Origin of the sequence: Pseudomonas syringae group sp. 26L6 (assembly GCF_032587815.1) — a bacterium.
In the GTDB taxonomy this organism is placed as follows: domain Bacteria; phylum Pseudomonadota; class Gammaproteobacteria; order Pseudomonadales; family Pseudomonadaceae; genus Aquipseudomonas; species Aquipseudomonas amygdali.
Genome location: NZ_JAWHPJ010000003.1, coordinates 145,008 through 169,567 on the forward strand (window position 1 = coordinate 145,008; position 24,560 = coordinate 169,567).

Below are 24,560 nucleotides of genomic sequence, written 5' to 3' on the forward strand. Positions count from 1 at the left end.
CTTACTGTTCAGATCCGATGCCGGATGTTGCAAACATCAAGTGAAGGCTGGCAAGAAAAGGTGACTGCATGTCTTATCCGGAAATTATTCATCATGGTGCTGTCGATACGGTAACGGGCTCATGCCATCAACTGTGTATGGATGCCTCGAGTAACCTGTTGATCGACTGCGGCTCGGTGCAGGAGCGCGGTGAGCGTGCCGCCTCGTTCGGGTTCGATCCCGAGACGATCAGGGCGCTGCTGGTCACCCATGTGCACAATGACCATGTCGGGCGTATCCCCGAGTTGCTGGCCTCTGGCTACAAGGGACCCATACTGTGCAGCGAGCCCAGTGCTCATCTGCTGCCACTGGTCATGGAAGATATTCTGAAGATCGAGTTTGCGCATGACCCCGAACAAATACAGCGCTACCTGGAGCTCATCAACAAGAGAATCATCGCGCTGCCATTCGATAACTGGTTCAGTCTGGTCGATCACGAAACATTGCGCTGCCGGGTTCGTCTGCAGCGTGCCGGACATATACTCGGTTCTGCCTATATCGAGTGCGATCTGCATTACCCTGTGCAAGAGCGTTCCATGCGTGTGGTGTTCTCCGGTGATCTGGGGGCAAGTCATACACCGTTTCTGCCCGCCCCCAAGCCTCCGGAGCGCGCGGATGTTCTGATTCTGGAAAGCACTTACGGTGATCGCCTTCACGAGGATCGCAGCATTCGCCAGCAAGCACTTGAGCAGATCATTGACAAGGCACTCGAAGATAACGGCACCGTTCTGATACCTGCGTTCAGCATCGGCCGTACTCAGGAATTGCTCTACGAGCTGGAGGACATTCTGCGGCGCAAAATGCCGTTGAATCACTCTGTCGAAAACAGTGCGCTCCCGGCTGGAGGTGAAGTAACGCCTGCCGATTGGTCAAGATTGCCGATCATTCTTGACTCACCTCTGGCGAACCGGTTCACGAAGGTTTATCAGGCATTCGAAGACTATTGGGATGAGGATGCCCGGCTAAGGCTTGACGCTGGCAGAAAGCCGCTGGGTTTCGAGCAGCTGATCACCGTCGATACGCATGAGGAGCACCTGCGTACCGTCAACTACCTGACCAGCACTGCGCGTCCGGCCATCGTGATTGCCGGCAACGGCATGTGCGCCGGCGGCAGAATTGTCAATTACCTGAAAGCCATGTTGGGCGATGCCAGGCATAACGTGGTGTTTGTCGGCTATCAGGGCAAGGGGACACCCGGTGCAGCCATTCAGATGCACGGTCCTTTGGGTGGCTATGTCGAACTGGATCGTGAACGCTTTGATATCCACGCAGGGGTTCATACTGCCAAAGGCTACTCCGCCCATGCGGATCAGGCAGGACTTGTCAGTTTCGTGACCGGCATGAAAGAGTGGCCTGCGCAGATTCGACTGGTGCATGGCGAGGCAACTGCGAAAAAGATGCTGGGGAATATTCTGGGTCGTAAATACGCGCTTGAAAAAAGAACCGTGGAACTGCTTATTCCTTGAGGGGCGAGCGCGCTAGTTACGGTTGGGGTGTAATTGAATTTTCGAGGTGTGCACCTGACCCGGTTTAGTGTAAATCACCTCTGGCCCACACTGAAGGCCGGAGGGCATTGATGCAGGGATTTATACAGTTGATTCAGGTGCGTTGCCGAAAAGGGTTCTTACGCCAGCTGGAAAGTTATAAAATGAATTGAAGATATTTCAGTTGTCAAAAAGCGTCATATACGGAATATTTGGCTAATTTGGAAGGGCGTTCTTGCATGAGCGGTGATGTTGCATTGGTTGCAATAACAGGTGCGACAGGTTTCGTGGGCAGTGCGGTGGTGCGCCGATTGATCGAGCACACCGGTCATTCTGTTCGGGTCGCGGTGCGAGGGGCCTATAGCTGCTCTTCAGAACGCATCAATGTTGTCAGCGCAGAGTCTCTGGCCCCGGATAACCAATGGTCTGATCTGGTGACCGGGGCGCATGTAGTTATTCATTGTGCTGCCCGGGTCCATGTACTCAATGAGACTGCTGACGAGCCGGATCAGGAATACTTTCGCGCCAATGTCACTGCGACGCTGAATCTTGCCGAGCAAGCTGCAGCAGCGGGGGTCAGGCGCTTTATCTTCCTCAGCTCCATCAAGGCCAACGGCGAGTTCACCCATCCCGGTGCGCCGTTCAGAGCCGACGATCCCTGTAATCCACTGGACGCTTATGGCGTTTCCAAGCAGAAGGCCGAGGAGGGGCTACGCGAGCTTTCTGCCCGATCCGGTATGCAGGTTGTGATTATTCGTCCGGTTCTGGTCTACGGCCCGGGGGTCAAGGCCAACTTCAAGAGCATGATGCGCTGGCTCGACAAAGGGCTGCCGCTTCCGCTCGGGTCAATCAATAATCGTCGAAGCCTGGTGGCGGTGGATAATCTGGCTGATCTGGTCATGGTCTGCGTCGATCATCCTGCTGCAGGTGACCAGACATTTCTGGTCAGTGACGGGGACTACCTGTCCACTACCCGACTTCTGCGTGAAATGAGCAAGGCCCTCGGAAAACCGGCCCGCTTGCTGCCGGTGCCTGCAGGGCTGTTGAAAAGCGCTGCTGCATTGCTTGGCAAGAAAGCCTTTTCACAACGGTTATGCAGCTCGCTGCAGGTCGATATCAGTAAAACCTGTACGATGCTGGACTGGCATCCACCTGTGAGTATTGAACACGCCATGCAGGATACTGCTCGATATTATCTGGAACACGACAAACATGATTGAGTGGCTGTCAGTCATTGCTATTGCCTTTGTGTCTCTGCTTCTGACGGCGTTGCTGCGCAAGTATGCCCTCGCCAGAAGTTTGATCGACGTTCCAAATGCCCGCAGCTCACATTCCACACCTACACCCAGGGGCGGTGGCGTTTCTATCGTCGTTACCTTTGTCATGGCGATGGCAGTTCTGGCTTGGGCGGGGGATCTATCTGCATCGGCTTTTGCTGCAATCGTCGGCTCGGGAGGGTTGGTCGCCGTGATCGGTTTCATGGACGATCATGGGCACATCGCCGCACGATGGCGCCTGCTGGGGCATTTTTTTGCCGCTGCGTGGGCGTTGTTCTGGCTGGACGGGCTCGCTCCGGTTGAGATCATGGGGTGGACATTCACCCCTGGTGCAGTCGGCCAGGTACTCGCGGCGTTCTACCTGGTATGGATGTTGAATCTTTATAACTTCATGGACGGTATTGACGGGATCGCCGGTATCGAGGCAGTTACGGTGTGCCTGGGCATGAGCATCATTTATGCGCTCGGTGACTATGTCGGGCTGTCGTTGGAGGTGCTTTTGCTGGCCGCCGCCGTTGCCGGTTTCCTTTATTGGAATTTTCCGCCGGCGAAGATATTCATGGGCGATGCAGGCAGCGGATTTCTCGGAATAGTGCTCGGTGTGCTATCCATTCAGGGTTCCTGGGCCTCGCCTCAGTTACTCTGGTCCTGGCTGATTCTGCTGGGTGTGTTTATTGTCGACGCCACGGTAACGCTTGTCCGGCGTCTGTTGCGCAAGGAAAAGCTCTATGAGGCCCATCGCAGCCATGCTTATCAGTTCGCGTCACGTCATTACGGCAGGCATTCGCCGGTCACGCTGGCTGTGGGGCTGATCAATCTGGTCTGGTTGTTACCTATTGCGATGTGGGTAGCACTGGGCGATGGCGAAGGGCTGATATGGACGGTAATTGCGTACATCCCCCTTGTTTTTCTGGCGCTAAGGTTCCGCGCCGGTGAGGCGGAAATCAGGTAACGAAGCGGTTTTCTGGTTGTCTCAGGCTCGTAGCTGTTTCACAGATACTGGTATGAGGTGATGGTTCAGCCGGTATCATAACGGAGCATTAAACAATTGATGAGCAGGTTGCGGGCCAGTTTGCTGGCTCTACCACGCCGCAAAAAGCGAATAATTCAGGTCGCTGCTGACGTTCTTCTTGTCTGGCTCGCGCTGTGGATGTCATTTGTCGTGCGCTTGGGAATTGATGAGTTGATCAATCCTCTGGAAAAACATACCTGGCTTTTCATCAGTGCGCCGCTGGCTGCTATCCCATTGTTCATTCGTTTTGGCATGTACCGCGCGGTGATGCGCTATTTCGGTAACGACGCCCTGATTGCGATCATCAAGGCCGTCACGATGTCCTCTCTGATCCTCGGTTGCATGGTCTACGTTTACAGCAATCACCAGCAATTGGTGCCGCGCTCGGTCATCTTCAACTACTGGTGGCTGAGCATGGTGATGATCGGCGGCCTGCGCCTGGCCATGCGGCAGTATTTTCTCGGCGACTGGTTCGCCGCAGCGCAACACGTACCCTTTGCCAAGAGTGACAACGGTCTGCAGAAGGTCGCCATTTACGGTGCTGGCGCGGCAGGAAACCAATTGGTTGCTGCCTTGCGCATGGGACGCCTTATGCATCCGGTGGCGTTCATTGACGATGACGAGTCGATTTCCAATCGGGTGATTTCCGGCCTTCAGGTCTACAAGCCCCGAAATATCCAGCGAATGATAGATTCCACTGGAGCTCAGGAAATCCTGTTGGCGATCCCGTCTTCATCGCGCGGGCGTCGCCGGGAAATTCTGGGCTTTCTGGAAGGCTTTCCGCTCCACGTACGAAGCGTTCCCGGCTTCATGGACCTTGCCGCCGGCAGGGTCAAGGTAGACGATCTTCAGGAAGTCGATATCGCGGACCTTCTGGGACGCGATGCAGTTCCGGCCCGGGACAACCTGCTTGAGCACTGCATAAAGGGCAAAACGGTGCTGGTAACCGGCGCAGGCGGCTCGATCGGCTCAGAGTTGTGCCGACAGATATTACTGTTGCAGCCCACCCAGTTGCTGTTGCTCGACCACAGCGAGTTCAACCTCTACAGCATTCTTACCGAGCTTGAGCAGCGAGCGGCTCGCGAGTCTCTCTCGGTCAAGTTGCTGCCCATACTCGGGTCGGTACGCAATCACCCCAAGCTGCTGTCGATCATGAAAACCTGGAAGGTCGACACGGTCTATCACGCTGCAGCCTACAAGCATGTCCCTATGGTCGAGCACAATATTGCCGAGGGAGTCATCAATAACGTCGTCGGTACGCTCAATACCGCACAGGCGGCGTTGCAGGCGGGTGTTTCCAACTTCGTTCTGATTTCCACCGACAAGGCAGTGCGCCCGACCAACGTGATGGGCAGCACCAAGCGCCTTGCCGAACTGATACTGCAGGCGCTGAGTCGCGAGACCGCGCCGGTGATATTCGGTGACAAGGCCAACGTTTATCAGGTCAACAAGACGCGCTTCACAATGGTTCGTTTCGGCAATGTGCTCGGGTCGTCCGGTTCGGTTATTCCGCTGTTTCACAAGCAGATCCAGTCAGGCGGACCGTTGACGGTGACGCATCCCAAGATCACCCGTTACTTCATGACCATCCCCGAGGCCGCGCAGCTGGTCATTCAGGCGGGTTCCATGGGGCATGGTGGGGATGTGTTCGTTCTGGACATGGGCGAGCCGGTCAAGATTGTCGAACTGGCCGAGAAAATGATCCACCTGTCCGGTCTGTCCATTCGCTCCGAGAAAAACCCGCAGGGAGATATCTCCATCGAATTCACCGGGCTGCGTCCTGGTGAAAAGCTCTATGAAGAGCTGTTGATCGGGGACAACGTCGTTGCCACCGAGCACCCGATGATCATGAGTGCGAATGAAGATTTCCTGCAGTGGGATGTCTTGAAGGGCCGTCTTGTAAAACTGCTGGATGCGGTGGACCGCGACGATTACAACAGCGTGCGTCAATTACTGCGAGAAACCGTAAACGGGTATGCGCCGGAAGGTGAAATCGTTGACTGGATGTATCAGGAGCGCAGCGGCGAACCGTGATTTGATCAACGATTACCGAGTGCCCGGCAACGGCAGACATACGTTGATTGATCTGGACATAGACAGCAACGCTCGACTTCTTTTCCAGGCGGCAGCAGTGCTCTAAGTTTCAGGCACAGCATGTGAAATGCTGCCTTTAACTGTTATGGAGCCTTATCTATGCGAACCCGTATCTTCAGTGCTTTGATCTTTGCCTTGCTTACCAGTGCCTCGGTTGCGGTCAACGCCACTGCGGCACCGTCTTCCTCCGCCGTGTCGCCCGCCACCATGGAAAACGCAGCGCCCGCTGCCGTTCACGAGCAACGTAACGATAAGGTCAATCTCAATACCGCTGATGCGCAAATGCTTCAGAAAGAACTGGCGGGTATAGGAAAAAACAAGGCCGATGCCATCGTTGCTTACCGGGACGCCAATGGCGAGTTTACCTCCGTCGATGAATTGATCGAAGTAAAGGGCATTGGCAAGGCTATTCTGGAGAGGAATCGCGAGAAGCTGGCAATTGATTAACCCTTGCTCTATCCACTAAACAGACAGGCCGATCGATGATCGGCCTGTCTGTTTATGCACGCTTTATCGAGAACGGATCTTGATAACGTTCTGCTTTCGATAAGTCAGTTGGCGCTCTTCTTTATCTCCTGTTTGAGATAGTCCCGGGTCGTGTCCAGAATGCGCTGCGACAATTCTTCGTTAAAAGCACTGCGGGCGAGTACCACGCCGCCTACCAGGGTAGACAGTACTGGCAGGCTCTTGGATTCAGTACCCGTCTGCGACAGAGACTGATCGAACAGTTCCAGCAAGTGAAGAATGATTTTATCCGTCGTCGCGCTGGGCTGGTCGCGCTGACCCAGTTCCAGGCACATGGTCGGCAGCGGACAGCCGCCGTCTGGTGGATCGCGACTGTCCAAAGAGAGGTAGAGATCAATGAATTCACTGAGCGAGTCCTGTCTGGCGAAAACGTCGCTGGTGATTCCTTTTACATTGTCGAGGGCGTGACTCAGTGCCTGTTCAACAAGATCATCCTTGGATTTGAAATGCGCGTAGAAACCGCCATGGGTCAAGCCTAGTGCCTTCATCAAAGGTTGTAAGCCCGTAGCACCAATGCCGTCGCGACGAAAGCGCATGGACGCTTCCTTGACGATACGTTGATGGGTTTGGGCCTTATGATCGAGCGCGTAACGCATGCGCTGAGTCTCCAGAGATGGGCCAATGTGTAACAGCATTTATACATGGATAGATGAATCGATGCAGCAGGCTTTCAATCGTGATGAGAACTTGTACCGGAATCAAGTGAAAGAACGCCTGTCTGCTTATCCAGCTAATGAGTGAGGCTGGCTGAAAAACGCAAACTGTTCCCGCGCAGAATGCAGGCACGGGTGCTCACTGAGCGCGCTGTCCTGTAAAACCACGACGTCGTCGACAAGAGGTCGATCATTCGCCAGCCCTTTATGCAGAAGGCGTGCACGGGTTTACCTGCCTACAGTCCGGAAATTGTTGTCCTACAAGCCTTTGACTTCTGGCGTTAATCCCGGAGAATCTCGCCCGCTGTTTTCGAGGGGAGCGCTGAACTGCCGGCTTTTTCGACGCGCTGCCCTTTTTGATAAACCGGCCACGGAGAGTCGACCGGATGAATGATCAGGCTAACGGCGTCGTAGAACGCCTGGATGTAGCTCCCGAGAGCATCGCCTCTTGGAACCGTAATGACACCACCTGGATGCTCGGACTGTTCGGTACTGCCATTGGCGCAGGTACGCTGTTCCTGCCCATCAATGCAGGCATCGGTGGTTTTTGGCCACTGATGGCGCTGGCGCTGCTGGCGTTTCCCATGACGTTCTATGCTCACCGCGGGCTGACCCGTTTCGTATTGTCCGGGCGTGAAGGGGCCGATATCACTGAAGTGGTCGAGCAGCATTTCGGCAAAAGCGCCGGCGCGATGATCACCTTGCTGTATTTTTTTGCGATCTTTCCGATCCTATTGATCTACAGCGTGGCCCTCACCAATACCGTGGGCAGTTTTCTTGAGCATCAGTTGCACATAGCGCCGCCGCCACGCGCAGCGCTGGCGTTCGTGCTGATCATGGGCCTGCTGGCCGTGGTGCGTTGTGGCGAGCGGATCATCGTCAAGGCCATGAGCCTGATGGTTTACCCGTTCATCGTCGCACTGCTGTTTCTGGCGGTATTCCTGATTCCGCACTGGACTGGTGGCATCCTGAGTACCGCGACCACCTTTCCCGAGCCTTCGGCGTTCCTGCCTACTTTGTGGCTGGCCATTCCGGTAATGGTGTTTTCTTTCAACCACACGCCGATCATCTCGGCGTTTGCCGTTGATCAAAAACGTCAGTATGGAGAAAACGCCGAGGTACGCAGTTCGCAGATACTGGCCCGTGCCCACGGTTTGATGGTGGTGATGGTGCTGTTTTTCGTGTTCAGCTGCGTATTGACGCTGTCGCCAGCCCAATTGGCTGAGGCCAAAGCACAGAACATTTCGATCCTCTCCTACCTGGCCAACCACTTCAACAACCCGACCATCGCCTTCGTGGCACCGCTGATTGCGTTCGTGGCTATTTCCAAGTCGTTTCTCGGCCACTACATCGGTGCAAGCGAGGGCCTGAAAGGGCTGGTTCTGAAAACCGGGCGTCGTCCTGCACCAAAGGCTCTGGATCGTCTGACAGCAGTCTTCATGCTGGTGGTGTGCTGGCTGGTCGCAACGCTGAACCCGAGCATTCTGGGCATGATCGAGACCCTGGGCGGGCCGGTGATTTCAGCTCTGCTGTTCCTGATGCCGATGTACGCTATCTACAAGGTGCCAGCCATGCGCAAATATGCAGGTGCATGGTCGAACTACTTTGTGGTGGCCGCCGGTGTGGTGGCGATCTCTGCACTGATCTTTTCGCTGACACGCTGAACCCGGCAGACATAACCCAGAAAGCTGCGCCGATATACCGGCGCAGCGTTTGGCCAGGTTCTGCAATCAGGGTCAATCCACAGGTTCGGGATACAACGGCCTGGACAAATGCATGATGCTGGCATAGTCATAGACGTACTGGCGTCCCGCATGGCTGGTGGAACGCAGTTGGTCGATCAACTGTCGCTCTTTCTTGTTCAGGTATCTCAACGCCGGATCTTGACTGGACTTCAGGCGATCACGTTCATGGGCGTCAGGGAAAGCGATGACGTTCGTCATGAAAAATCTCCTTGGGTTTTAGTCCTTGTTTGCTTTGATGTTGCCCCGGTTGCGGTGGTGATTGCGACGCTTCACCTTACCCACAAAAACTTGGTGCAATCAACCCTGCAGATGCCGGGTGCGTCACATCGTTTGTGTGATCTCATAGGATTGTCCGCTGCCGTTGATGACAATCTGTACGGCATCGTCTTCGAATTTTCCCAGCAAGCTCTGCCCCAGCGGTGCCTTGGCAGTGATGACCGTGACCAGTTGTTCACCTGCGCTGACCTTCAGGCCAGCAGCATCAGGGCCGAGAAACAGGTATTGCGTCTGACCGCCCAAGGCTTCGACAGCGATCAGATCACCGGTCTGAATGCCGCGTGATTCATCGAATGGCTTGAGCGACCATTTCCGATACGCCGCCAGCGACTGGCGAATCTCCTCGACACGTCGTGCCTGGCCTGCTGCCAGATACGATGCTTCCAGTCCCAGCGTGTCGTATTTGTTCTCGGCAATATTCTCTTCGTGGGTTGCCGTTTCGTAGGCGGTCTGTGCCGCCCGTTGCGCGATGTCCAGATCGATTTCCAGCTTGTCGATGATCGATTGCAGCACGTCCTGCTTGTTCATGGTTTATCCGCAGTACTGATTGATGCTGGCGCGACTTTTTTCGCTCGGCGCAGTGCGGTCCTGCTGTATCCAGAAATCACACTTGGAACGGTTGAAGGTGCGCTGTTGTTGTTCCTGAGCCTGTTCACGGGCCTGACGGGCCTCGCTTTCACGCAGGCTTTGCTCGTATTTGCGGAACATTTCAGTCTCCGGGCCGGACGGCGCGGCAGTTTTTTGCGCAGGCGGGGCGGTGAGCTGGGCGGCGGCGTTTTCCAACGCCTGGGTTTGCGCCGGGGGCAGGCTCTTGTAATACAGCAGAGCGGTCAGGAAGACCGCCATTGCGCCCAGCCAGATACCCAGCGCAATGCAGACAATCAATTTCAACGACACATACAGGTCGCGACGGCGGGTAGTGGATGACATGGCTGAATTCCTTGCAGGGCAACAGATGCGATTGTGCCATGCCTGATGGCCGGGCATGAAAACTGTGCTGTCCAGTGGCATCAGGCTGGTGGCAACGGGGCGTTCTGAACGACAATCAACGTTTTTGCCATCCAGCCTCAGGGAGCCACGATGAAAGTCTCGTGGGACATTTTTTGCAGCGTAGTCGACAACTACGGTGATGCCGGCGTGACCTGGCGTCTGGCACGCCAACTGGTTGCCGAGCAGGAGCTGCACGTGCGTTTATGGATCGACGACCTGTCGGCTTTCATTCGCTTGTGCCCCAACGCTGATCCTCAGGCTCTGCAGCAATGGCAAGAGGGTGTGAGGGTGTGCCAATGGCCCGCTGAATGGGTAAACAGCGATATTCCTGACGTGGTCATCGAGGCCTTTGCCTGCCGCCTGCCGCCTGCCTATACCGAATCGATGCTGCAGCGTTCGCCAAGGCCGCTGTGGTTGAACCTCGAGTACCTCAGCGCCGAAGACTGGGTCTCGGGTTGCCACGGTTTGCCTTCGCCACAGTTGAACGGTTTGAAGAAGTTCTTTTTCTTTCCCGGATTTTCCGACGCCACGGGTGGCCTGCTGCGCGAAAGAAACCTGATCGAACAGCGCCAGCGATTTCAGCAAGACAAGGCCGCGAGGCAAGGTTTCTTGCAGGGGTTGGGTGTCGAGCCGTTGCCTGATGCCCGCTTGATCTCGGTATTTGCCTATGAAAATCCCGGGCTGGGCAGCTGGCTTGACGCGCTGGCCAGCGACACTCGGCCGAATCACCTGCTGGTGCCGGAGGGACGCATTCTCGCCGATCTGCGGCGCTGGCTGGGCGTCGACGATGAGTTACACGCAGGTTTCATGCAGGTAAGGGGAGGGCTGACGGTTCAGGTGTTACCGTTCATCCGCCAGGAGCGCTACGACCAACTGCTGTGGAGCTGCGATTTCAACGTCGTGCGTGGCGAAGATTCATTCGTCCGTGCGCAATGGGCGGGGCGGCCGATGCTCTGGCACATCTATCAGCAGGAAGACGACGCGCACCTGCCCAAGCTTGATGCGTTTTTAGCGCTCTACCTGGCGGATCTTGCGCCTGAGGCAGCGCATGCTGTGAATCAGTTCTGGCAGAACTGGAATATCGGCAGCGACCTGGGCGAAAGCTGGCTGGCACTCACCGAACACTGGGCTGAAATTGAAAAGCACGCCGGGCACTGGTGCCTGCAACAAGCCGCACAGACTGATCTTGCCACGGCGCTGGTGCAGTTTTATGGAAATTCGCTATGATACGCGGCCTTGATACAAGACTCTGTACGAAAAAGGCCTGCGCAGGCTGTTTCTCGTACAGAGCCTTTGGTTAATTCCATCCAAATTCGGATATATGCAATGAAAACTGGTAAAGAGCTGAAACCCGGTACCGTGATCCGTCTCGAAAAAGATCCTTGGCTGGTTCAGAAAGCTGAATTCACCAAATCCGGTCGTAACAGCGCAATCATGAAGACCAAGCTGAAAAACCTGCTGACCGGTTACAAGACCGAGATCGTTTACAGCGCCGACGACAAGCTGGACGATGTGATCCTCGATCGCAAGGAAGCCACTCTGTCTTTCATCAGCGGTGACACCTACACGTTCATGGACACCACTGACTACACCATGTACGAGCTGAACGCCGAAGACATCGAAAGCGTTCTGCCTTTCGTCGAAGAAGGCATGACCGACGTTTGTGAAGCCGTATTCTTCGAAGACCGTCTGGTTTCCGTAGAACTGCCGACCACTATCGTGCGTCAGGTCGACTACACCGAAGGCTCCGCTCGTGGCGACACGTCGGGCAAGGTCATGAAGCCTGCCAAACTGAAAAACGGTACCGAGCTGAGCGTTGCTGACTTCATCGAAATCGGCGACATGATCGAGATCGATACCCGTGAAGGCGGTTCCTACAAAGGTCGTGCGAAGTAAGCATGGTTTTGTAACCCCGTTACGCAAAAAACCCGCATTGCTGCGGGTTTTTTTACGGCTGAAGTTTGAGCCCCTGCCGTTATTTCGGGCGCTATTTCAGGTGTTCTTTCAACTCCTGAGACGCCTGCAGGATGGCTGAGCGAACAGCCGGGACCTGGCTGACCACGTTGAGCAGACCGTAGTCATGGATCATGCCGTTGTAACGTACCGCCGTGACCGGCACGCCCGCCTGGTCCAGCTTGCGCGCATAGGCTTCGCCTTCATCACGCAGCACGTCGGCACTGGCGGTCTGAATCAGCGCCGCTGGCAGACCTTTCAGTTGCTCGGTGGTGGCGCGCAGCGGCGAGGCGTAGATCTCGTTGCGTTGCGCGGCATCGGTGGTGTAGTTGTCCCAGAACCACTTCATCATGTTACGGGTCAGGAAGTGGCCTTCGGCGTATTGGTTGTATGAATCGTTATCAAAGTTGGCGTCAGTCACCGGCCACAGAAGCACCTGATACCTGAGCGCCGGAGTGCCTTTTTCTTTGGCCATCAGTGCAACGACCGCTGCCATGTTGCCGCCCACGCTGTTACCCGCCACAGCCAGGCGCTTACCGTCGACGTTGATTTCCTTGCCGTGCTCAGCTACCCATCTGGTTGCTGCGTAAGCCTGGTTGATCGCCGTCGGATAATGCGCTTCGGGTGAAGGCGTGTAATTGACGAACACCGCTACCGCGCCCGAGCCGACGACCAGGTCGCGGACCAGTCGCTCGTGGGTCTGGAAATCACCCAGTACCCAGCCGCCGCCGTGGAAGAACATGAAAACCGGCAAGGTCCCTTTTACGCCAGCAGGGCGCACGATATTCAGGCTGATCGGCTGGCCATCGACGTTGATGGTCTTTTCGCTGACATCGGCTTTGGGCAGCGTCAGTTTGACCCCTGCCTGTGCTCCTACCAGCACGGCCCTGGCATCTTTCGGCGACAACTGCTCAATGGGCTTGCCAGTGCCCGAATTCAAGGCATCGAGAAAAGCCTGAGTGTTGTGCTCGATGGCGGGATCGCCTGCGGCAAACGCGCTGCCGATGGACAGTGCGAGAAGCGTACCCGTCATGACTTTGCTGAAGGTCTTCATGTTCGTTCCCTTGCTCATGTTCGTATCTATGGCCGGTGGGTTAGACGGTTACATGCAGGCGCACATCGACGTTGCCGCGTGTGGCGTTGGAATAAGGGCAGACCACGTGAGCGGCATCGACCAGTTGCTGAGCGTCGGCTTGTTCAAGGCCGGGCAGGCTGACATGCAGGTCGATGTCCAGACCGAAACCACCAGGAATCTGGCCAATCCCTACGTGGGCGGTGATCGAGGCGTCTGCCGGGATGCTGCGTTTGCTCTGACCGGCGACAAATTTCAGGGCACCGATGAAGCAGGCCGAATAACCGGCAGCGAACAGTTGCTCCGGGTTGGTGGCTGCGCCGCCAGCACCGCCAAGCTCTTTCGGAGTGGCGAGTTTGACGTCGAGAATCTTGTCGTTGGATACGGCACGACCATCACGGCCGCCTGTGGCGGTTGCAACTGCGGTGTAAAGAGTGTCCATGATTTTTCCTCGTTCGGTAGGTTTCATTGCGCAAAATACTTGCGCGCTAACTAAGTGCAGGGCAAAGGTAGTCCAAGGATAGTTAGCGCGCAAGCTAAATTTTGCGAAAAGTCGAAAGAGGTTTTTTCCGGAGGAGGAAAGCTACCAGGGCGGGCAGCTGTAAATCTTGCCAGCCCCTTGATGTGCGGGGCTTTGGCGAGACGAGCAACAGGTCAGTCCGGGTGGGCGTGACCCTTTGTCTTAAAGGCTCTGGTGCAGATGGTCACGCAAGTCCAGCAACTGTGTCTGCAGGTCACGAAGCCTTTCCATGTTCAGGCCGCTCGCCGACAGAATACAGCCGGGTATGCTCAGTGCCTGGTGTTGCAGTGCACGACCTTGTTCAGTCAGGTGCAGCAATACCACGCGTTCGTCCTCCTTGCTGCGGGTGCGGCTGATAAAGCCCTCGCCCTCAAGACGCTTGAGCAAAGGTGTCAGAGAACCCGGATCGGTGAGCAGGCGCGTGCTGACATCACCTACGGTAAGGCCGTCTTTTTCCCACAGCACCATCATTGCCAGATACTGCGGATAGGTCAGCCCAAGCGCCTGCAGCAGCGGTTTGTAAACCTTGGTCATCATCAATGAGGTGGAATACAGGGCGAAGCACAATTGGTTATCCAGCAGCAGCGAATCGCAATCGGCAGGTGCAGCGTGGGCAGGGTTTTCTTCGGCACTCATATCAGGTCCTCAAACTCAGTCGAATGAGTTTAACTTAGTGTTGCATTCTTTAATGTGCCAGATAATTTCGAGTGTGCAGGCTCAAAGCGCTGACAGTTCGCGCCGCGCGCAAAAAAAACAGGTAACACCGGGTGTTGGTTGCGCGCAGGACTGCGTAGCATTTGGCCATTGACTGGGCGGGGACGTAGTGTGATTGAAATTGTGATGTTTGTGTTACTGGGTGCAGCGATGGGCACCCTGGGGGGGCTGTTCGGAATCGGTGGTGGTCTTGTGGCAATTCCCGCGCTGGGTGTGCTGTTCGGTCTGGATCAGCAGCTGGCGCAAGGGACAGCGTTGTTGATGGTGCTGCCTAACGTGTTACTCGCCTTGTGGCGCTATAACCAGCGCAACCGGATTTTGCTGCGTAATGCGTTGACGTTGATTGTTCCCAGTTTTATTTTTGCCTGGCTGACGTCGCTGCTGGCGGTGCGCGTGGATCCGCAAAGCATGCGCCTGGGCTTTGTCGGCTTTCTAGTGGTTCTGACCGTGTTCAACGTGGCGCAGATGTATTGGCGCGGCCATCAGGCCGGTAGCGGGTTGCGCCACGAAAAATGGCTATGGCTGCTGGGCGTCGGGTCCGGTATGACCGGAGGTCTGTTTGGCGTTGGCGGGGGAGTGGTGGCCACGCCAATTCTTACCAGCGTGTTTGGCACGACACAGGTTGTGGCGCAAGGGTTGGCGCTGTCCCTCGCAGCCCCGAGCACCGGGATCACGCTGGTTACCTACGCGCTGCACGATCACGTCAACTGGTCGATGGGCATTCCATTGGCCATTGGTGGTCTGGCGAGCATCAGTTGGGGTGTCAAACTGGCGCATTCGCTGCCGGAGCGAACGCTGCGCCTGATGTTCTGCGTGTTTCTGGTGCTCTGCGCAGTCATTCTCGCGCTCAAGGTTTGAAGCCGTCGATGATGTAGTCGGCCATGCATTCGGTGATGGGCGAGGGGTTTTTCGGATTGCGCAGCAGTACGATGCTGGCCGTTGGCAGCTCGGGCAATTGTTCGGCCGCGCCGATGATGCGCAAATCTGCAGTGATCAGGCTTTGAAACTGTGCAGTGACTGCCAGGCCCGCGCTGACCACTGCTGTGATTGCTGCCATGCTGGAGCTGCTGTAGGCGATGCGGTAATCACGCTCCACGCTGTCCAGTGCGTTGCATGCCCAGTCGCGACAGAAGCAGTGCGTATTGAACATCGCCAGCGGAATGGGGTTTTGCTCATGCGGAGCAAAACCGCTGGCTTCCATCCAGACCAGACGCTCATGACGCAACAGCGTACCGATCTCGGTGCCGGGCTTGCGCGTAACGATGGTCAGGTCCAGGTCATTGCGTTGTAGCAGCAGGTCGGACGGTTCGCAATGCACCTCTACCTGAACCAGCGGGTAGGCCTGCGCGAACTGCGAAAGAATGCCGGGCAGAAAGCGCATCACGTAGTCATCGGGCGAGCCGATTTTTACCACCCCGATCATGTGTGGCTCGCGCAGCGTATTGAACACCTCACTGTGCAGCTTGAGGATGCGCCGCGCATAGCCAAGTAACACTTGCCCCTCTGCCGTCAGGTTCAGGGTCCGGCCTTCACGCTGGAACAGTTGACGCTGTACGACATCCTCCTCCAGACGCTTCATTTGCATGCTGACCGCCGATTGAGTGCGGTTCACGGCTTCACCTGCGCGGGTGAAACCGCCGTGGTCGGCAATTGCCACAAAGGTACGAAGCAGCTCTGTATCGATGCCTGGATAGCTGGCCAAACCATCAATCTCCCAGATGGACTGCATAAGAAACATTCTTCAAGCTGATCTTATGCGTCAGCTCTATTTTTTGCGATGACGACTTTTAACAGGATGAGGACCGGTCAATGAGTGACTGATAGGCATGGACATAGTTTTCGGCCATTTGACGCGCTGAAAAACGCTTTTGAAACTGCTCGCGTATTCGCATGGCAGATAGCTGGCCCACCTTATGGACGGCGGCTACCGCTTCTGCTTCGTTGCGGACAACGAAGCCTGTGACTCCGTCTTCTATGACTTCCGGGACTGAGCCGGAGGGAAATGCGATCACTGGAGTACCGCACGCCATTGCCTCGATCATGACCAGACCGAAAGGCTCTGGCCAATCAATAGGAAACAAAAGTGCCAAGGCACCTGACAGGAAAGTGGTTTTTTCCTGCTCATTGATCTCACCTATGTATTCGACCAGCGGAGAATCCAATAGCGGACGTATGTCTCGTTCAAAGTAAGCGCTGTCAACGGCGTCTATCTTGGCAGCAATCTTGATGGGGATATCGCATTGTTGGGCGATGCGAATGGCCGCATCGACTTGCTTCACAGGCGTGATTCGTCCCAGAAAAGCAAGGTATGTCCTTTCCACTTGCCGGGGTGTATGGAGTTGTAGCGGCAAGCCGTGATACACCGTGCCCACCCAGTTGGCGGCTGGCAGATCATTGCGTTGAGCGTTGGAAATCGAAATAAGCGGCATGTCTGCAAAGGTGTTGAACACCGGTTTGAGTGCGGGCAGATCGACTCGACCATGCAAGGTGGTAACAAACGGTGTGGGCTGGCGGCTGAACAGGGAGAAGGGGTAGAAGTCCAGGTGGAAGTGAATAATGTCGAACTCCTGCGCACGACGCCTCACGCGTTCCATCATGACCAGGTGCGGGCTGATGACGTCGAAGCTTCCGTAATCGAGCCTCAGAGCGGCGGGCCAGACTGCATCAAGCTCTGCAGACGTCAATGAGTCGCCGCTGGCGAACAACGTCACTTGGTGGCCTAGTTCAACAAGTGCCTCAGTGAGGTAGGACACCACTCGCTCCGTACCTCCGTAGCGTTGAGGCGGGACCGCCTCGAACAAAGGGGCAACCTGGGCAATTTTCATAAGCGATCTCCGTTTTCGGGTACGTTTATCCATTCCCTGATTTTTTGAGCGGCCACTGCGTCACCTCCGCTGCCGAAGCGTTCGATCAGCCGAGAAGTCTTGCCGCCTGTGCACTGGCGCATGCGGGCAACTGCAACTGCCATTTTTTCATTGAGAACGGCACTTCGCTCAATGTCTCCCAGTGTTGAAATTGCCTCGTCGATGCTAGCCAGACAGGTTTGTGTGGATGTTGTGTAATCAATGTTGACGCCCAGCGTTTCCCAGCCTAGCTCCGCGTCAACCATACCGGCGTTGCGCAGATGAGCCAGCTGAAGGCCTTGCGTATTGTTGACCGGCGGCAGCCATATGACCGGTGTTTGCATAACAGCCGATTCGTAGATGTTGCCCAAGCCAGGTGTACAAACTGCAAATTGGCAGTCATGCATCATCCGGGCGACCTCCGTAAGGGGGTAAGTGCTGGCATCGTCTGATGCCAGTGCTTCTGCGATTGTTTGGCTGGTGGCGATGTGAAGCTTCACCCCCTGATCGAGTGCTGCACGCAAGGCGAGCGTAATCGCGCGGGCAAAGTCGATAAGCATCGCCTCATCGGTATAAGGGTTCTTAAGTCCGCCCAGATTAAGCAGGACAACGTTGGACTGGCTATTTCGAGGTGCGTACCTGGCTCGGGATGTAATGGGCGGGACGACAAAGTGATTTTTTGATTTTATGCCCGCCAGGCGTTCAACTACGCCTATAAAGTTCTGGGCAATATAAAGCAAGCGAGGGCGGTGAATAAGTTCTTCGATGCGGGGCCAGCGTGTTTCTGCTTGCCAGCACCAGGTCAAGGCATCATAAAAAACAACGCGTTTACCTAAGGACAGTGATCGAATTGCTATGTCGAGATCCATGGCTGTTACAACGATATCGACATCAGAGATTAATTTATCCCAGTCTCTCGGGCTGCTTCCGGTCATGTCATGGATTTTTCGATAGGGAAGGTGCTTTTGCAGATCCAGTGAGTGCCCTTCACCCGCGTAGGCATGGCAGCCGCTGCCTATAAAGTAAGGTGCAATGGCGGCAATTGCCGCAGAGGGACCGAATCCAAACGGTTCGGCGTTGAATAAAATGCGATTGGCTTCCATGCCCATGTGTTTCTCCAGAACGCCACATATTACCGATGCACGTCTTCTCGTTTAGGGGGCGTCTCTTAGCACCCTCAGTGGTTAGCTATTATCTTCAATGGACGGGTGTCAGCCGTTTTTATAATGGGCATTGGTATAATGGTTTTTATAGTAGTTACCCAAGAAGCTGTTTTCAGAATTCTAGAACGTTCACGGGGCCTGTCAATTGAAACGCTAGTCTATTCTGTAATAACGAAAGCGTTTGGCTTGCTGTAAGGTTGCTGCATGTCTGGCTTGGGTTTTTATATATTGGTTATCTGTCTGTCGGGGCAAGTGGGCACTTAAATAATTATCGACTGCCGGTGTGAGCGGCAGCACATTTGGGTCGATCAATACATCAATTTCAAAGATGTATTGCATAAGAAACATTCGTTGGATTGATCTTGGGTCAGGCGCGAGACTTTAGTCATCTCACACGGAGGGCAAGATGATGAATGGTCAAAAAGAGTGTGTATTGATCGCAAGGGCTGCCGGGCATGCTCAGCCTGGCAAGGCATTGGTGTGGTTGAAGCATCACTTGCAGCGCTGGCTGGAGCTGCATCGTCAGCGCCGCTATCTGGCGCAGATGAGTGATGACACGCTTAAGGACCTGGGGCTGAGCAGGGCCGACATTCAGCAGGAAGCCGAGCGTCCGTTTTGGGATGACCCGCTCAAGCGCTGAGCGGGCGGTTTGCTCTGCTTAGCGCCTGACCTGCTTCAGGGTTTCGGCAATCAGGAACGCCAGCTCCAGTGACTGATCGGCGTTCATGCGCGGGTCGCAGTGGGTGTGGTAGCGATCCGAAAGGCCATCTTCGGTGATGGGGCGGGCGCCGCCGATGCATTCGGTGACGTTTTGCCCGGTCATTTCGATATGGATGCCTCCGGCATAAGTGCCTTCAGCCTGATGCACCTGAAAGAACTGCTTCACTTCGCCGAGGATCTGCGCAAAGTCGCGGGTTTTGTAGCCGCTGCTGGCCTTGATGGTGTTGCCATGCATCGGATCGGAGCTCCACAGCACTTTGCGGCCTTCGCGCTCAACCGCACGAATCAGCTGTGGCAGGTGATCGCCGACCTTGTTGGCACCCATCCGCGCGATCAGATTGAGACGGCCCGGATCGTTGTCCGGGTTAAGGATGTCGATCAGGCGAATCAGGTCGTCAGTGTTCATGCTCGGGCCGACCTTGACGCCGATCGGGTTGTTCACCCCACGCAGGAATTCGACATGCGCGCCATCCAGTTGCCGGGTACGGTCGCCGATCCACAGCATGTGTGCCGAGCAATCGTAGTAATCATTGGTCAGGCTGTCGCGCCGCACGAAGGCTTCTTCGTAATTGAGCAGCAATGCCTCGTGGGCGGTGAAAAAGCTGGTTTCACGCAGTTGCGGCGAACTGTCCATGCCGCAGGCGCGCATGAACGCGAGCGTTTCATCGATGCGTCCGGCCAGCTGGCTGTATTTTTCGGCCAGCGCCGAGTTAGCAATGAAGTCCAGATTCCACTTGTGTACCTGATGCAGGTCGGCAAACCCGCCCTGTGCGAAGGCGCGCAGCAGGTTCAGGGTGGCGGTGGACTGGTTATAGGCTTGCAGCAGGCGTTCGGGGTCCGGCACACGGCTTTTCTCATCGAAACCGATACCGTTGACGATGTCACCGCGATACGCAGGGAGCGTTACGCCGTCGATGATTTCGTCGTTGGCCGAGCGAGGCTTGGCAAATTGTCCGGCCATGCGTCCGACTTTCACCACCGGGCAACCGGCGGCGAAGGTCATGACGATGGCCATCTGCAGCAGCACCTTGAACGTGTCGCGAATCTTGGCTGCGGAAAACTCCATGAAGCTTTCCGCGCAGTCGCCGCCCTGTAGCAGGAACGCGCGACCCTGGGTCACTTCGGCAAACTGGCGGCGCAACTCTCGGGCTTCGCCGGCAAACACCAGCGGCGGATAGCTGGCCAGGGTCTGTTCGACCTTCAACAGATGCGCGGCATCAGGGTAGTGAGGTTGCTGCTGAATCGGCAGTGCCCGCCAGCTGTCGGGGCTCCAGGGTTGGCTCATTATTGGCTCTAGGGTTGTGCAATCGGGTCCGCATGTTAGCAGTTCGCTGTTGCTCTGCCAGCGTAGGGCAGACCACCGGGACGGCATCACGCCCGGCAATGTGTGACAAAGCCGCGCGCTTGCCCGACAATTCGCGTTTTGCGCTCGGCGCAGCGATGACCAGGAACGGTAATGACGGAAGAGCGTGAGCGCGTAGAACGAATTCTGGCCGAGGTCCACGACGACTTCGGCATGATCCGCGTGCTGGAAGTAGAGGATTATCGCTTTCTGGAGTTTGGCGAGGCCATCGAGCAGAGCTGCACGTTTACGGCTGACCCGAGCTGGCTGGAATACGACTACACCCGCGCGATGCTGATCGGCGCACTGTGTCACGATGCGCCGGACAGCGCGCTGTTTCTGGGGCTGGGTGCGGGTACGCTGACCCAGGCCTGCATGAAGTTCCTGCCGCTTGAAGACGTGGAAGTCATCGAGCTGCGCCCTGATGTGCCGCGCCTGGCCATGGAGTTCATGGGGCTCGATGACGATCCGCGTCTGTATATCCGCATCGGCGATGCGCTGGAGTTGCTGGACAGCGCAGAGCCTGCCGACCTGATCTTTGTCGACCTGTACACCGATGTCGGGCCGGGCGTCGGGCATTTGGCCTGGAATTTTTTGCAGGGCTGCCAGCAACGCCTCAATCCCGGTGGCTGGCTGATCATCAACCAGTGGGCCACCGACGACGGTAAACCGCTGGGCGCGGCCTTGCTGCGGGGTTTGTACCACCGTCATTACTGGGAGCTGCCGGTAAAGGAGGGCAACGTCATTCTGATCGTGCCTGCCGACCTCGATCAGACGCTGGATATCGAGGCACTGAGTTCGCGTGCCGAGGCACTTGCGCCGCATCTTGGGTACTCGCTGGAGTCGTTGATCAGGGCGGTCCGTTCCGCGACCTGAGCGGGCGAGGCATGTGCTGGCTGGTCTGAAATCAGGGGTGAGACAATTCGCCACACCCCGCAGGTCGGGATACCGGCCATCCGCAAGAGCAGATTAAACGTTTAAGCGGCAACGCCCGCAATCTCGGGCCCGCGCCCTTGTCGGCCAGCCCTCTGCCCGGACCAAGGGGCTTGGGTTGCTCAAGGATGGCGCAATGTTTCGCAAAAAAAGACTCACTAAGGTGCGTATTTCCGGTATAGTGCGCGCCGGCCTTAACAGGGCCCTCGTCAAGGTATTGCAGTACCCCGAAGCCAGCTTCGGTTGCTTGTTCGCACAACGGACTAGCCTGGACGATCCATTCATCAAACGTTTTCGCAAATCCCCGCCGACAAAGCAGCCAGGGTGACCTCAAGGTCGTACACGGCACGCGCAGCTTTGAAGCATGGGTCTTTGCGGATGCACTAGAGGCAGACCCATGACCCAGGAAATCGGCGGCTTCGCCGCTCTCGAACTTCATCCAAATATCGTTGCAGCAGTCGTCGCCACTGGCTACGAAGAGCCTTCGGCCATTCAGCAGCAATCGATCCCGATTATTCTCGCCGGTCACGACATGATTGGTCAGGCGCAAACCGGTACGGGTAAAACCGCCGCGTTCGCACTGCCTATCCTGCATCGCATCGACCCGAGCAAGCGCGAGCCGCAAGCACTGATCCTGGCCCCGACCCGCGAACTGGCACTTCAGGTTGCCACCGCGTTCGAGACCTACGCCAAACAAATGCCGGGCGTAACCGTTGTAGCGGTCTACGGCGGCGCGCCAATGGGCCCGCAGCTCAAGGCCATCCGCAACGGCGCACAAATCGTTGTCGCCACCCCGGGCCGTCTCTGCGACCACCTGCGTCGTGACGAGAAAGTCCTGGCAACCGTGAACCATCTGGTTCTCGATGAAGCGGACGAAATGCTCAAGCTGGGCTTCATGGACGACCTCGAAGTCATCTTCAAGGCCATGCCTGAAACCCGCCAGACCGTACTGTTCTCGGCAACGCTGCCACAGTCGATCCGTGCCATCGCCGAGCGCCATCTGCGCGATCCGAAGCACGTCAAGATCCAGACCAAGACCCAGACCGTTACCGCGATCGAGCAGGCTCACCTGCTGGTTCACGCTGACCAGAAGACCTCCGCTGTACTGAGCCTGCTGGAAGTCGAAGACTTCGACGCCCTGATCATGTTCGTCCGCACCAAGCAGGCGACCCTGGACCTGGCAAGCGCCCTTGAAGCCAAAGGCTACAAGGCTGCTGCACTGAACGGTGACATCGCTCAGAACCAGCGCGAGCGCGTTATCGATTCCCTCAAGGATGGCCGTCTGGACATCGTTGTAGCGACCGACGTTGCTGCCCGTGGTCTTGACGTTCCGCGTATCACCCACGTATTCAACGTGGACATGCCTTACGATCCAGAGTCCTACGTTCACCGTATCGGCCGTACCGGTCGTGCCGGTCGCGAAGGTCGTGCACTGCTGCTGGTAACTCCTCGCGAGCGCCGTATGCTGCAGGTGATCGAGCGTGTAACCGGTCAGAAGGTTGCTGAAGTCCGCCTGCCGGATGCCCAGGCCGTTCTGGATGCCCGCATCAAGAAACTGACCAACAGCCTGTCGCCACTGGTTGCCGATGCCGAATCGACTCATGGCGATCTGCTGGATCGTCTGACTGCCGACATCGGTTGCAGCCCGCGTGCCCTTGCTGCTGCACTGCTGCGCAAGGCTACCAACGGTCAGGCTCTGACCCTGGCAGCTATCGAGCGCGAGCGCCCGCTGGTTCCGAACAACGCTCCCCGCGGTGATCGTCCAGAGCGTAGCGGCAGCAGCGATCGCGGTGATCGTCCTGAGCGTGAGCGTCGTGCGCCGGTCCCGCTGGCCGAAGGCCGTGCTCGTTGCCGTACCGCGCTGGGTGCGCGTGATGGTATCGCTGCCAAGAACCTGCTGGGTGCCATCCTCAACGAAGGCGGCCTGGCCCGCGAAGCTATCGGCCGCATCCAGGTGCGTGACAGCTTCAGCCTGGTCGAGCTGCCGGAAGATGGTCTTGAGCGTCTGCTGACCAAGCTCAAGGACACCCGTGTTGCTGGCAAGCAGCTCAAGCTGCGTCGCTATCGCGAAGACTGATCGGCTTTTGAGCTGATAGGTCAATAAAAAATCCCCGACTGGTTCGGGGATTTTTTTGTCTCGAATTCGGGCGGTCGGATCTTTTCGGGATCAATCGAAGCGGTAGATATCCATCCCTAGCGCGCCCATGGTGAAGCCCTGATAGGCAATGCCGAAGACACCGCCTGCACCGCGTGCGAAATACAGCGGCAGCAAATGCTCGTCACTCGGGTGCGCTCGCATCGCGTGGGGGGCGAGACTGCGGTAGTGGTGCAGTGCGGCTTCATCGTCGTTTTGCAGCTTGTCGATCATCCAGTCACGAAACGTCGCAGCCCATGGCTCTGTGCTTCCGGGGCCGGCGTTCCAGTCCAGATCGCGCAGGTTATGCGTGATGCTACCGGAGCCGATAATCAATACACCCTGTGCGCGCAGGCTGGCCAGCGCGCGGCCCACTCGTGTCTGTAGCTCGGGGCCCTGGCGGCTGGGCAGGGAGACCTGCACCACCGGAATATCGGCGTTCGGGTACATCAACGACAAAGGCACCCAGACACCATGGTCGAACGGTCGTCTGCTGTCGATGCGTGCGGGCAGACCGCTGGCGGCCAGCAACTCGACTATCGTGCGGCTCAGCTCAGGTAGACCTGGCGCCGGGTACTGCACCGCAAACAGTTCAGCCGCAAAGCCGCCGAAATCATGCCAGGTCTCGGGCTCAGGGTTGGCGTTGACGATCAGTTCGTGGCTTTCCCAGTGTGCAGACACCACTACGATGGCGCGAGGCCTGGGCAGGCTGGCGGCCAATCGCATCAGGGCGGGGCCACTCTCGCCGGGCTCCAGCGCGAGCATGGGAGAGCCATGGGAAATAAACAGGCTTGGGAACATTTACAGCTCCAGAATATGGGAATGCCCCATAGTCGGTCATTCTCATGATCTAAATCTAATATAAGTTCTGGCGCTTTTTGATCTAATTTTCAGGAGGTTTCATGCAGGCGGAGTTTTGGCTGCAGCGTTGGAAGGCAGGGTAGATTGGCTTTCATCAGGCGCAGGTCAATCGGGACCTGGGACAACACGATATTGGTCATTGCGCAGCCTTTTACGACCGTGCCGCCTTTCCTGCCGTGCCATGCACTCAGGACCGGACGCAGAGCGTCC

General features: G+C 56.6%; 24 protein-coding genes. 12 read left to right on the forward strand and 12 right to left on the reverse strand.

What is annotated here, in order from left to right:
- Window positions 1-68 precede the first annotated feature (68 nt).
- The 5 genes from RYA97_RS01490 (at window position 69) to RYA97_RS01510 (ending at window position 6,353) form a co-directional block, all read left to right on the forward strand.
- Complete coding sequence (locus RYA97_RS01490) at window positions 69-1,505, forward strand: MBL fold metallo-hydrolase (RefSeq protein ID WP_316891755.1); 1,437 nt, start codon at window positions 69-71, stop codon at window positions 1,503-1,505.
- Between the two features lie 257 nt (window positions 1,506-1,762).
- Window positions 1,763-2,743, forward strand: a complete 981-nt coding sequence (locus RYA97_RS01495) for an SDR family oxidoreductase (RefSeq protein ID WP_316891757.1) — start codon at window positions 1,763-1,765, stop codon at window positions 2,741-2,743.
- A complete protein-coding gene (locus tag RYA97_RS01500) occupies window positions 2,736-3,752 on the forward strand; it encodes an MraY family glycosyltransferase (RefSeq protein ID WP_004657318.1) in 1,017 nt (338 codons plus the stop codon). The genes RYA97_RS01495 and RYA97_RS01500 overlap by 8 nt, the downstream gene beginning before the upstream one ends.
- Window positions 3,753-3,851: 99 nt before the next feature.
- Entirely contained in the window at window positions 3,852-5,846 is a 1,995-nt protein-coding gene (locus RYA97_RS01505) for a polysaccharide biosynthesis protein (protein ID WP_004665954.1), read from the forward strand.
- Between the two features lie 159 nt (window positions 5,847-6,005).
- Window positions 6,006-6,353 carry a ComEA family DNA-binding protein gene (locus tag RYA97_RS01510; RefSeq protein WP_002554556.1) on the forward strand — a complete coding sequence of 116 codons (348 nt, stop codon included), beginning with the start codon at window positions 6,006-6,008 and terminating at the stop codon, window positions 6,351-6,353.
- Window positions 6,354-6,457: 104 nt separating this feature from the next.
- On the opposite strand, the gene RYA97_RS01515 is transcribed toward RYA97_RS01510, so the two are convergent.
- The gene (locus RYA97_RS01515; RefSeq protein ID WP_004657326.1) at window positions 6,458-7,027 is read right to left on the reverse strand and encodes a TetR/AcrR family transcriptional regulator; all 570 of its coding nucleotides are present in this window, start codon (window positions 7,025-7,027) and stop codon (window positions 6,458-6,460) included.
- Window positions 7,028-7,470: 443 nt separating this feature from the next.
- Between RYA97_RS01515 and RYA97_RS01520 the strand changes: the two genes are divergently transcribed.
- Window positions 7,471-8,748, forward strand: coding sequence for an aromatic amino acid transport family protein (locus tag RYA97_RS01520; protein ID WP_005782569.1), 1,278 nt, complete (start codon window positions 7,471-7,473; stop codon window positions 8,746-8,748).
- Between the two features lie 72 nt (window positions 8,749-8,820).
- Here RYA97_RS01520 and RYA97_RS01525 read toward each other — a convergent pair whose 3' ends face one another.
- The 3 genes from RYA97_RS01525 to RYA97_RS01535 form a co-directional block, all read right to left on the reverse strand.
- The gene (locus RYA97_RS01525; RefSeq protein ID WP_002554553.1) at window positions 8,821-9,027 is read right to left on the reverse strand and encodes a hypothetical protein; all 207 of its coding nucleotides are present in this window, start codon (window positions 9,025-9,027) and stop codon (window positions 8,821-8,823) included.
- Between the two features lie 123 nt (window positions 9,028-9,150).
- Window positions 9,151-9,633, reverse strand: coding sequence for an elongation factor GreAB (locus RYA97_RS01530; protein ID WP_005744692.1), 483 nt, complete (start codon window positions 9,631-9,633; stop codon window positions 9,151-9,153).
- A 3-nt stretch (window positions 9,634-9,636) separates the two neighbouring features.
- Complete coding sequence (locus tag RYA97_RS01535; RefSeq protein ID WP_004667822.1) at window positions 9,637-10,035, reverse strand: hypothetical protein; 399 nt, start codon at window positions 10,033-10,035, stop codon at window positions 9,637-9,639.
- Window positions 10,036-10,185: 150 nt separating this feature from the next.
- On the opposite strand from RYA97_RS01535, the gene earP reads away from it, so the two are divergent.
- Window positions 10,186-11,322 (forward strand): elongation factor P maturation arginine rhamnosyltransferase EarP, encoded by a 1,137-nt coding sequence (earP, locus tag RYA97_RS01540; RefSeq protein ID WP_316891760.1) that lies wholly within the window; start codon window positions 10,186-10,188, stop codon window positions 11,320-11,322.
- 99 nt (window positions 11,323-11,421) lie between these two features.
- A complete protein-coding gene (locus RYA97_RS01545) occupies window positions 11,422-11,991 on the forward strand; it encodes an elongation factor P (protein WP_005744690.1) in 570 nt (189 codons plus the stop codon).
- A gap of 91 nt (window positions 11,992-12,082) precedes the next feature.
- Here the strand turns inward: RYA97_RS01545 and RYA97_RS01550 are convergent, their stop codons facing one another.
- The 3 genes from RYA97_RS01550 to RYA97_RS01560 form a co-directional block, all read right to left on the reverse strand.
- Window positions 12,083-13,102: an alpha/beta hydrolase gene (locus RYA97_RS01550; protein WP_316891762.1), complete on the reverse strand. Its 1,020-nt coding sequence runs from the start codon at window positions 13,100-13,102 to the stop codon at window positions 12,083-12,085.
- 40 nt (window positions 13,103-13,142) lie between these two features.
- Window positions 13,143-13,562 carry an organic hydroperoxide resistance protein gene (locus RYA97_RS01555; protein WP_004657344.1) on the reverse strand — a complete coding sequence of 140 codons (420 nt, stop codon included), beginning with the start codon at window positions 13,560-13,562 and terminating at the stop codon, window positions 13,143-13,145.
- Between the two features lie 240 nt (window positions 13,563-13,802).
- Window positions 13,803-14,276 carry a MarR family winged helix-turn-helix transcriptional regulator gene (locus tag RYA97_RS01560; protein WP_002554546.1) on the reverse strand — a complete coding sequence of 158 codons (474 nt, stop codon included), beginning with the start codon at window positions 14,274-14,276 and terminating at the stop codon, window positions 13,803-13,805.
- Between the two features lie 189 nt (window positions 14,277-14,465).
- Between RYA97_RS01560 and RYA97_RS01565 the strand changes: the two genes are divergently transcribed.
- Entirely contained in the window at window positions 14,466-15,212 is a 747-nt protein-coding gene (locus RYA97_RS01565) for a sulfite exporter TauE/SafE family protein (RefSeq protein WP_039847302.1), read from the forward strand.
- Here the strand turns inward: RYA97_RS01565 and RYA97_RS01570 are convergent.
- The 3 genes from RYA97_RS01570 to RYA97_RS01580 form a co-directional block, all read right to left on the reverse strand.
- Entirely contained in the window at window positions 15,202-16,056 is an 855-nt protein-coding gene (locus tag RYA97_RS01570; RefSeq protein WP_029240944.1) for a LysR substrate-binding domain-containing protein, read from the reverse strand. The two genes, RYA97_RS01565 and RYA97_RS01570, sit on opposite strands and share 11 nt — an antisense overlap.
- 85 nt (window positions 16,057-16,141) lie before the next feature.
- Complete coding sequence (locus RYA97_RS01575) at window positions 16,142-17,179, reverse strand: glycosyltransferase family 4 protein (RefSeq protein ID WP_005744686.1); 1,038 nt, start codon at window positions 17,177-17,179, stop codon at window positions 16,142-16,144.
- Window positions 17,176-18,306, reverse strand: a complete 1,131-nt coding sequence (locus tag RYA97_RS01580) for a hypothetical protein (protein WP_016981417.1) — start codon at window positions 18,304-18,306, stop codon at window positions 17,176-17,178. Before RYA97_RS01580 ends, RYA97_RS01575 begins: the two co-directional genes overlap by 4 nt.
- 460 nt (window positions 18,307-18,766) lie before the next feature.
- Between RYA97_RS01580 and RYA97_RS01585 the strand changes: the two genes are divergently transcribed.
- On the forward strand, window positions 18,767-19,000 hold the full coding sequence (locus RYA97_RS01585; RefSeq protein WP_005744682.1) for a DUF1127 domain-containing protein: 234 nt from the start codon (window positions 18,767-18,769) through the stop codon (window positions 18,998-19,000).
- An 18-nt stretch (window positions 19,001-19,018) separates the two neighbouring features.
- On the opposite strand, the gene RYA97_RS01590 is transcribed toward RYA97_RS01585, so the two are convergent.
- Complete coding sequence (locus tag RYA97_RS01590; RefSeq protein ID WP_002554540.1) at window positions 19,019-20,365, reverse strand: class II 3-deoxy-7-phosphoheptulonate synthase; 1,347 nt, start codon at window positions 20,363-20,365, stop codon at window positions 19,019-19,021.
- A gap of 171 nt (window positions 20,366-20,536) precedes the next feature.
- Between RYA97_RS01590 and RYA97_RS01595 the strand changes: the two genes are divergently transcribed.
- Together RYA97_RS01595 and RYA97_RS01600 are read left to right on the forward strand one after the other, a co-directional pair.
- Window positions 20,537-21,298: a spermidine synthase gene (locus RYA97_RS01595; RefSeq protein ID WP_002554539.1), complete on the forward strand. Its 762-nt coding sequence runs from the start codon at window positions 20,537-20,539 to the stop codon at window positions 21,296-21,298.
- Between the two features lie 421 nt (window positions 21,299-21,719).
- Window positions 21,720-23,432 (forward strand): DEAD/DEAH box helicase, encoded by a 1,713-nt coding sequence (locus RYA97_RS01600; RefSeq protein WP_011169210.1) that lies wholly within the window; start codon window positions 21,720-21,722, stop codon window positions 23,430-23,432.
- 90 nt (window positions 23,433-23,522) lie between these two features.
- On the opposite strand, the gene RYA97_RS01605 is transcribed toward RYA97_RS01600, so the two are convergent.
- Window positions 23,523-24,290 carry a DODA-type extradiol aromatic ring-opening family dioxygenase gene (locus RYA97_RS01605; RefSeq protein WP_044293970.1) on the reverse strand — a complete coding sequence of 256 codons (768 nt, stop codon included), beginning with the start codon at window positions 24,288-24,290 and terminating at the stop codon, window positions 23,523-23,525.
- Window positions 24,291-24,560 lie beyond the last annotated feature (270 nt).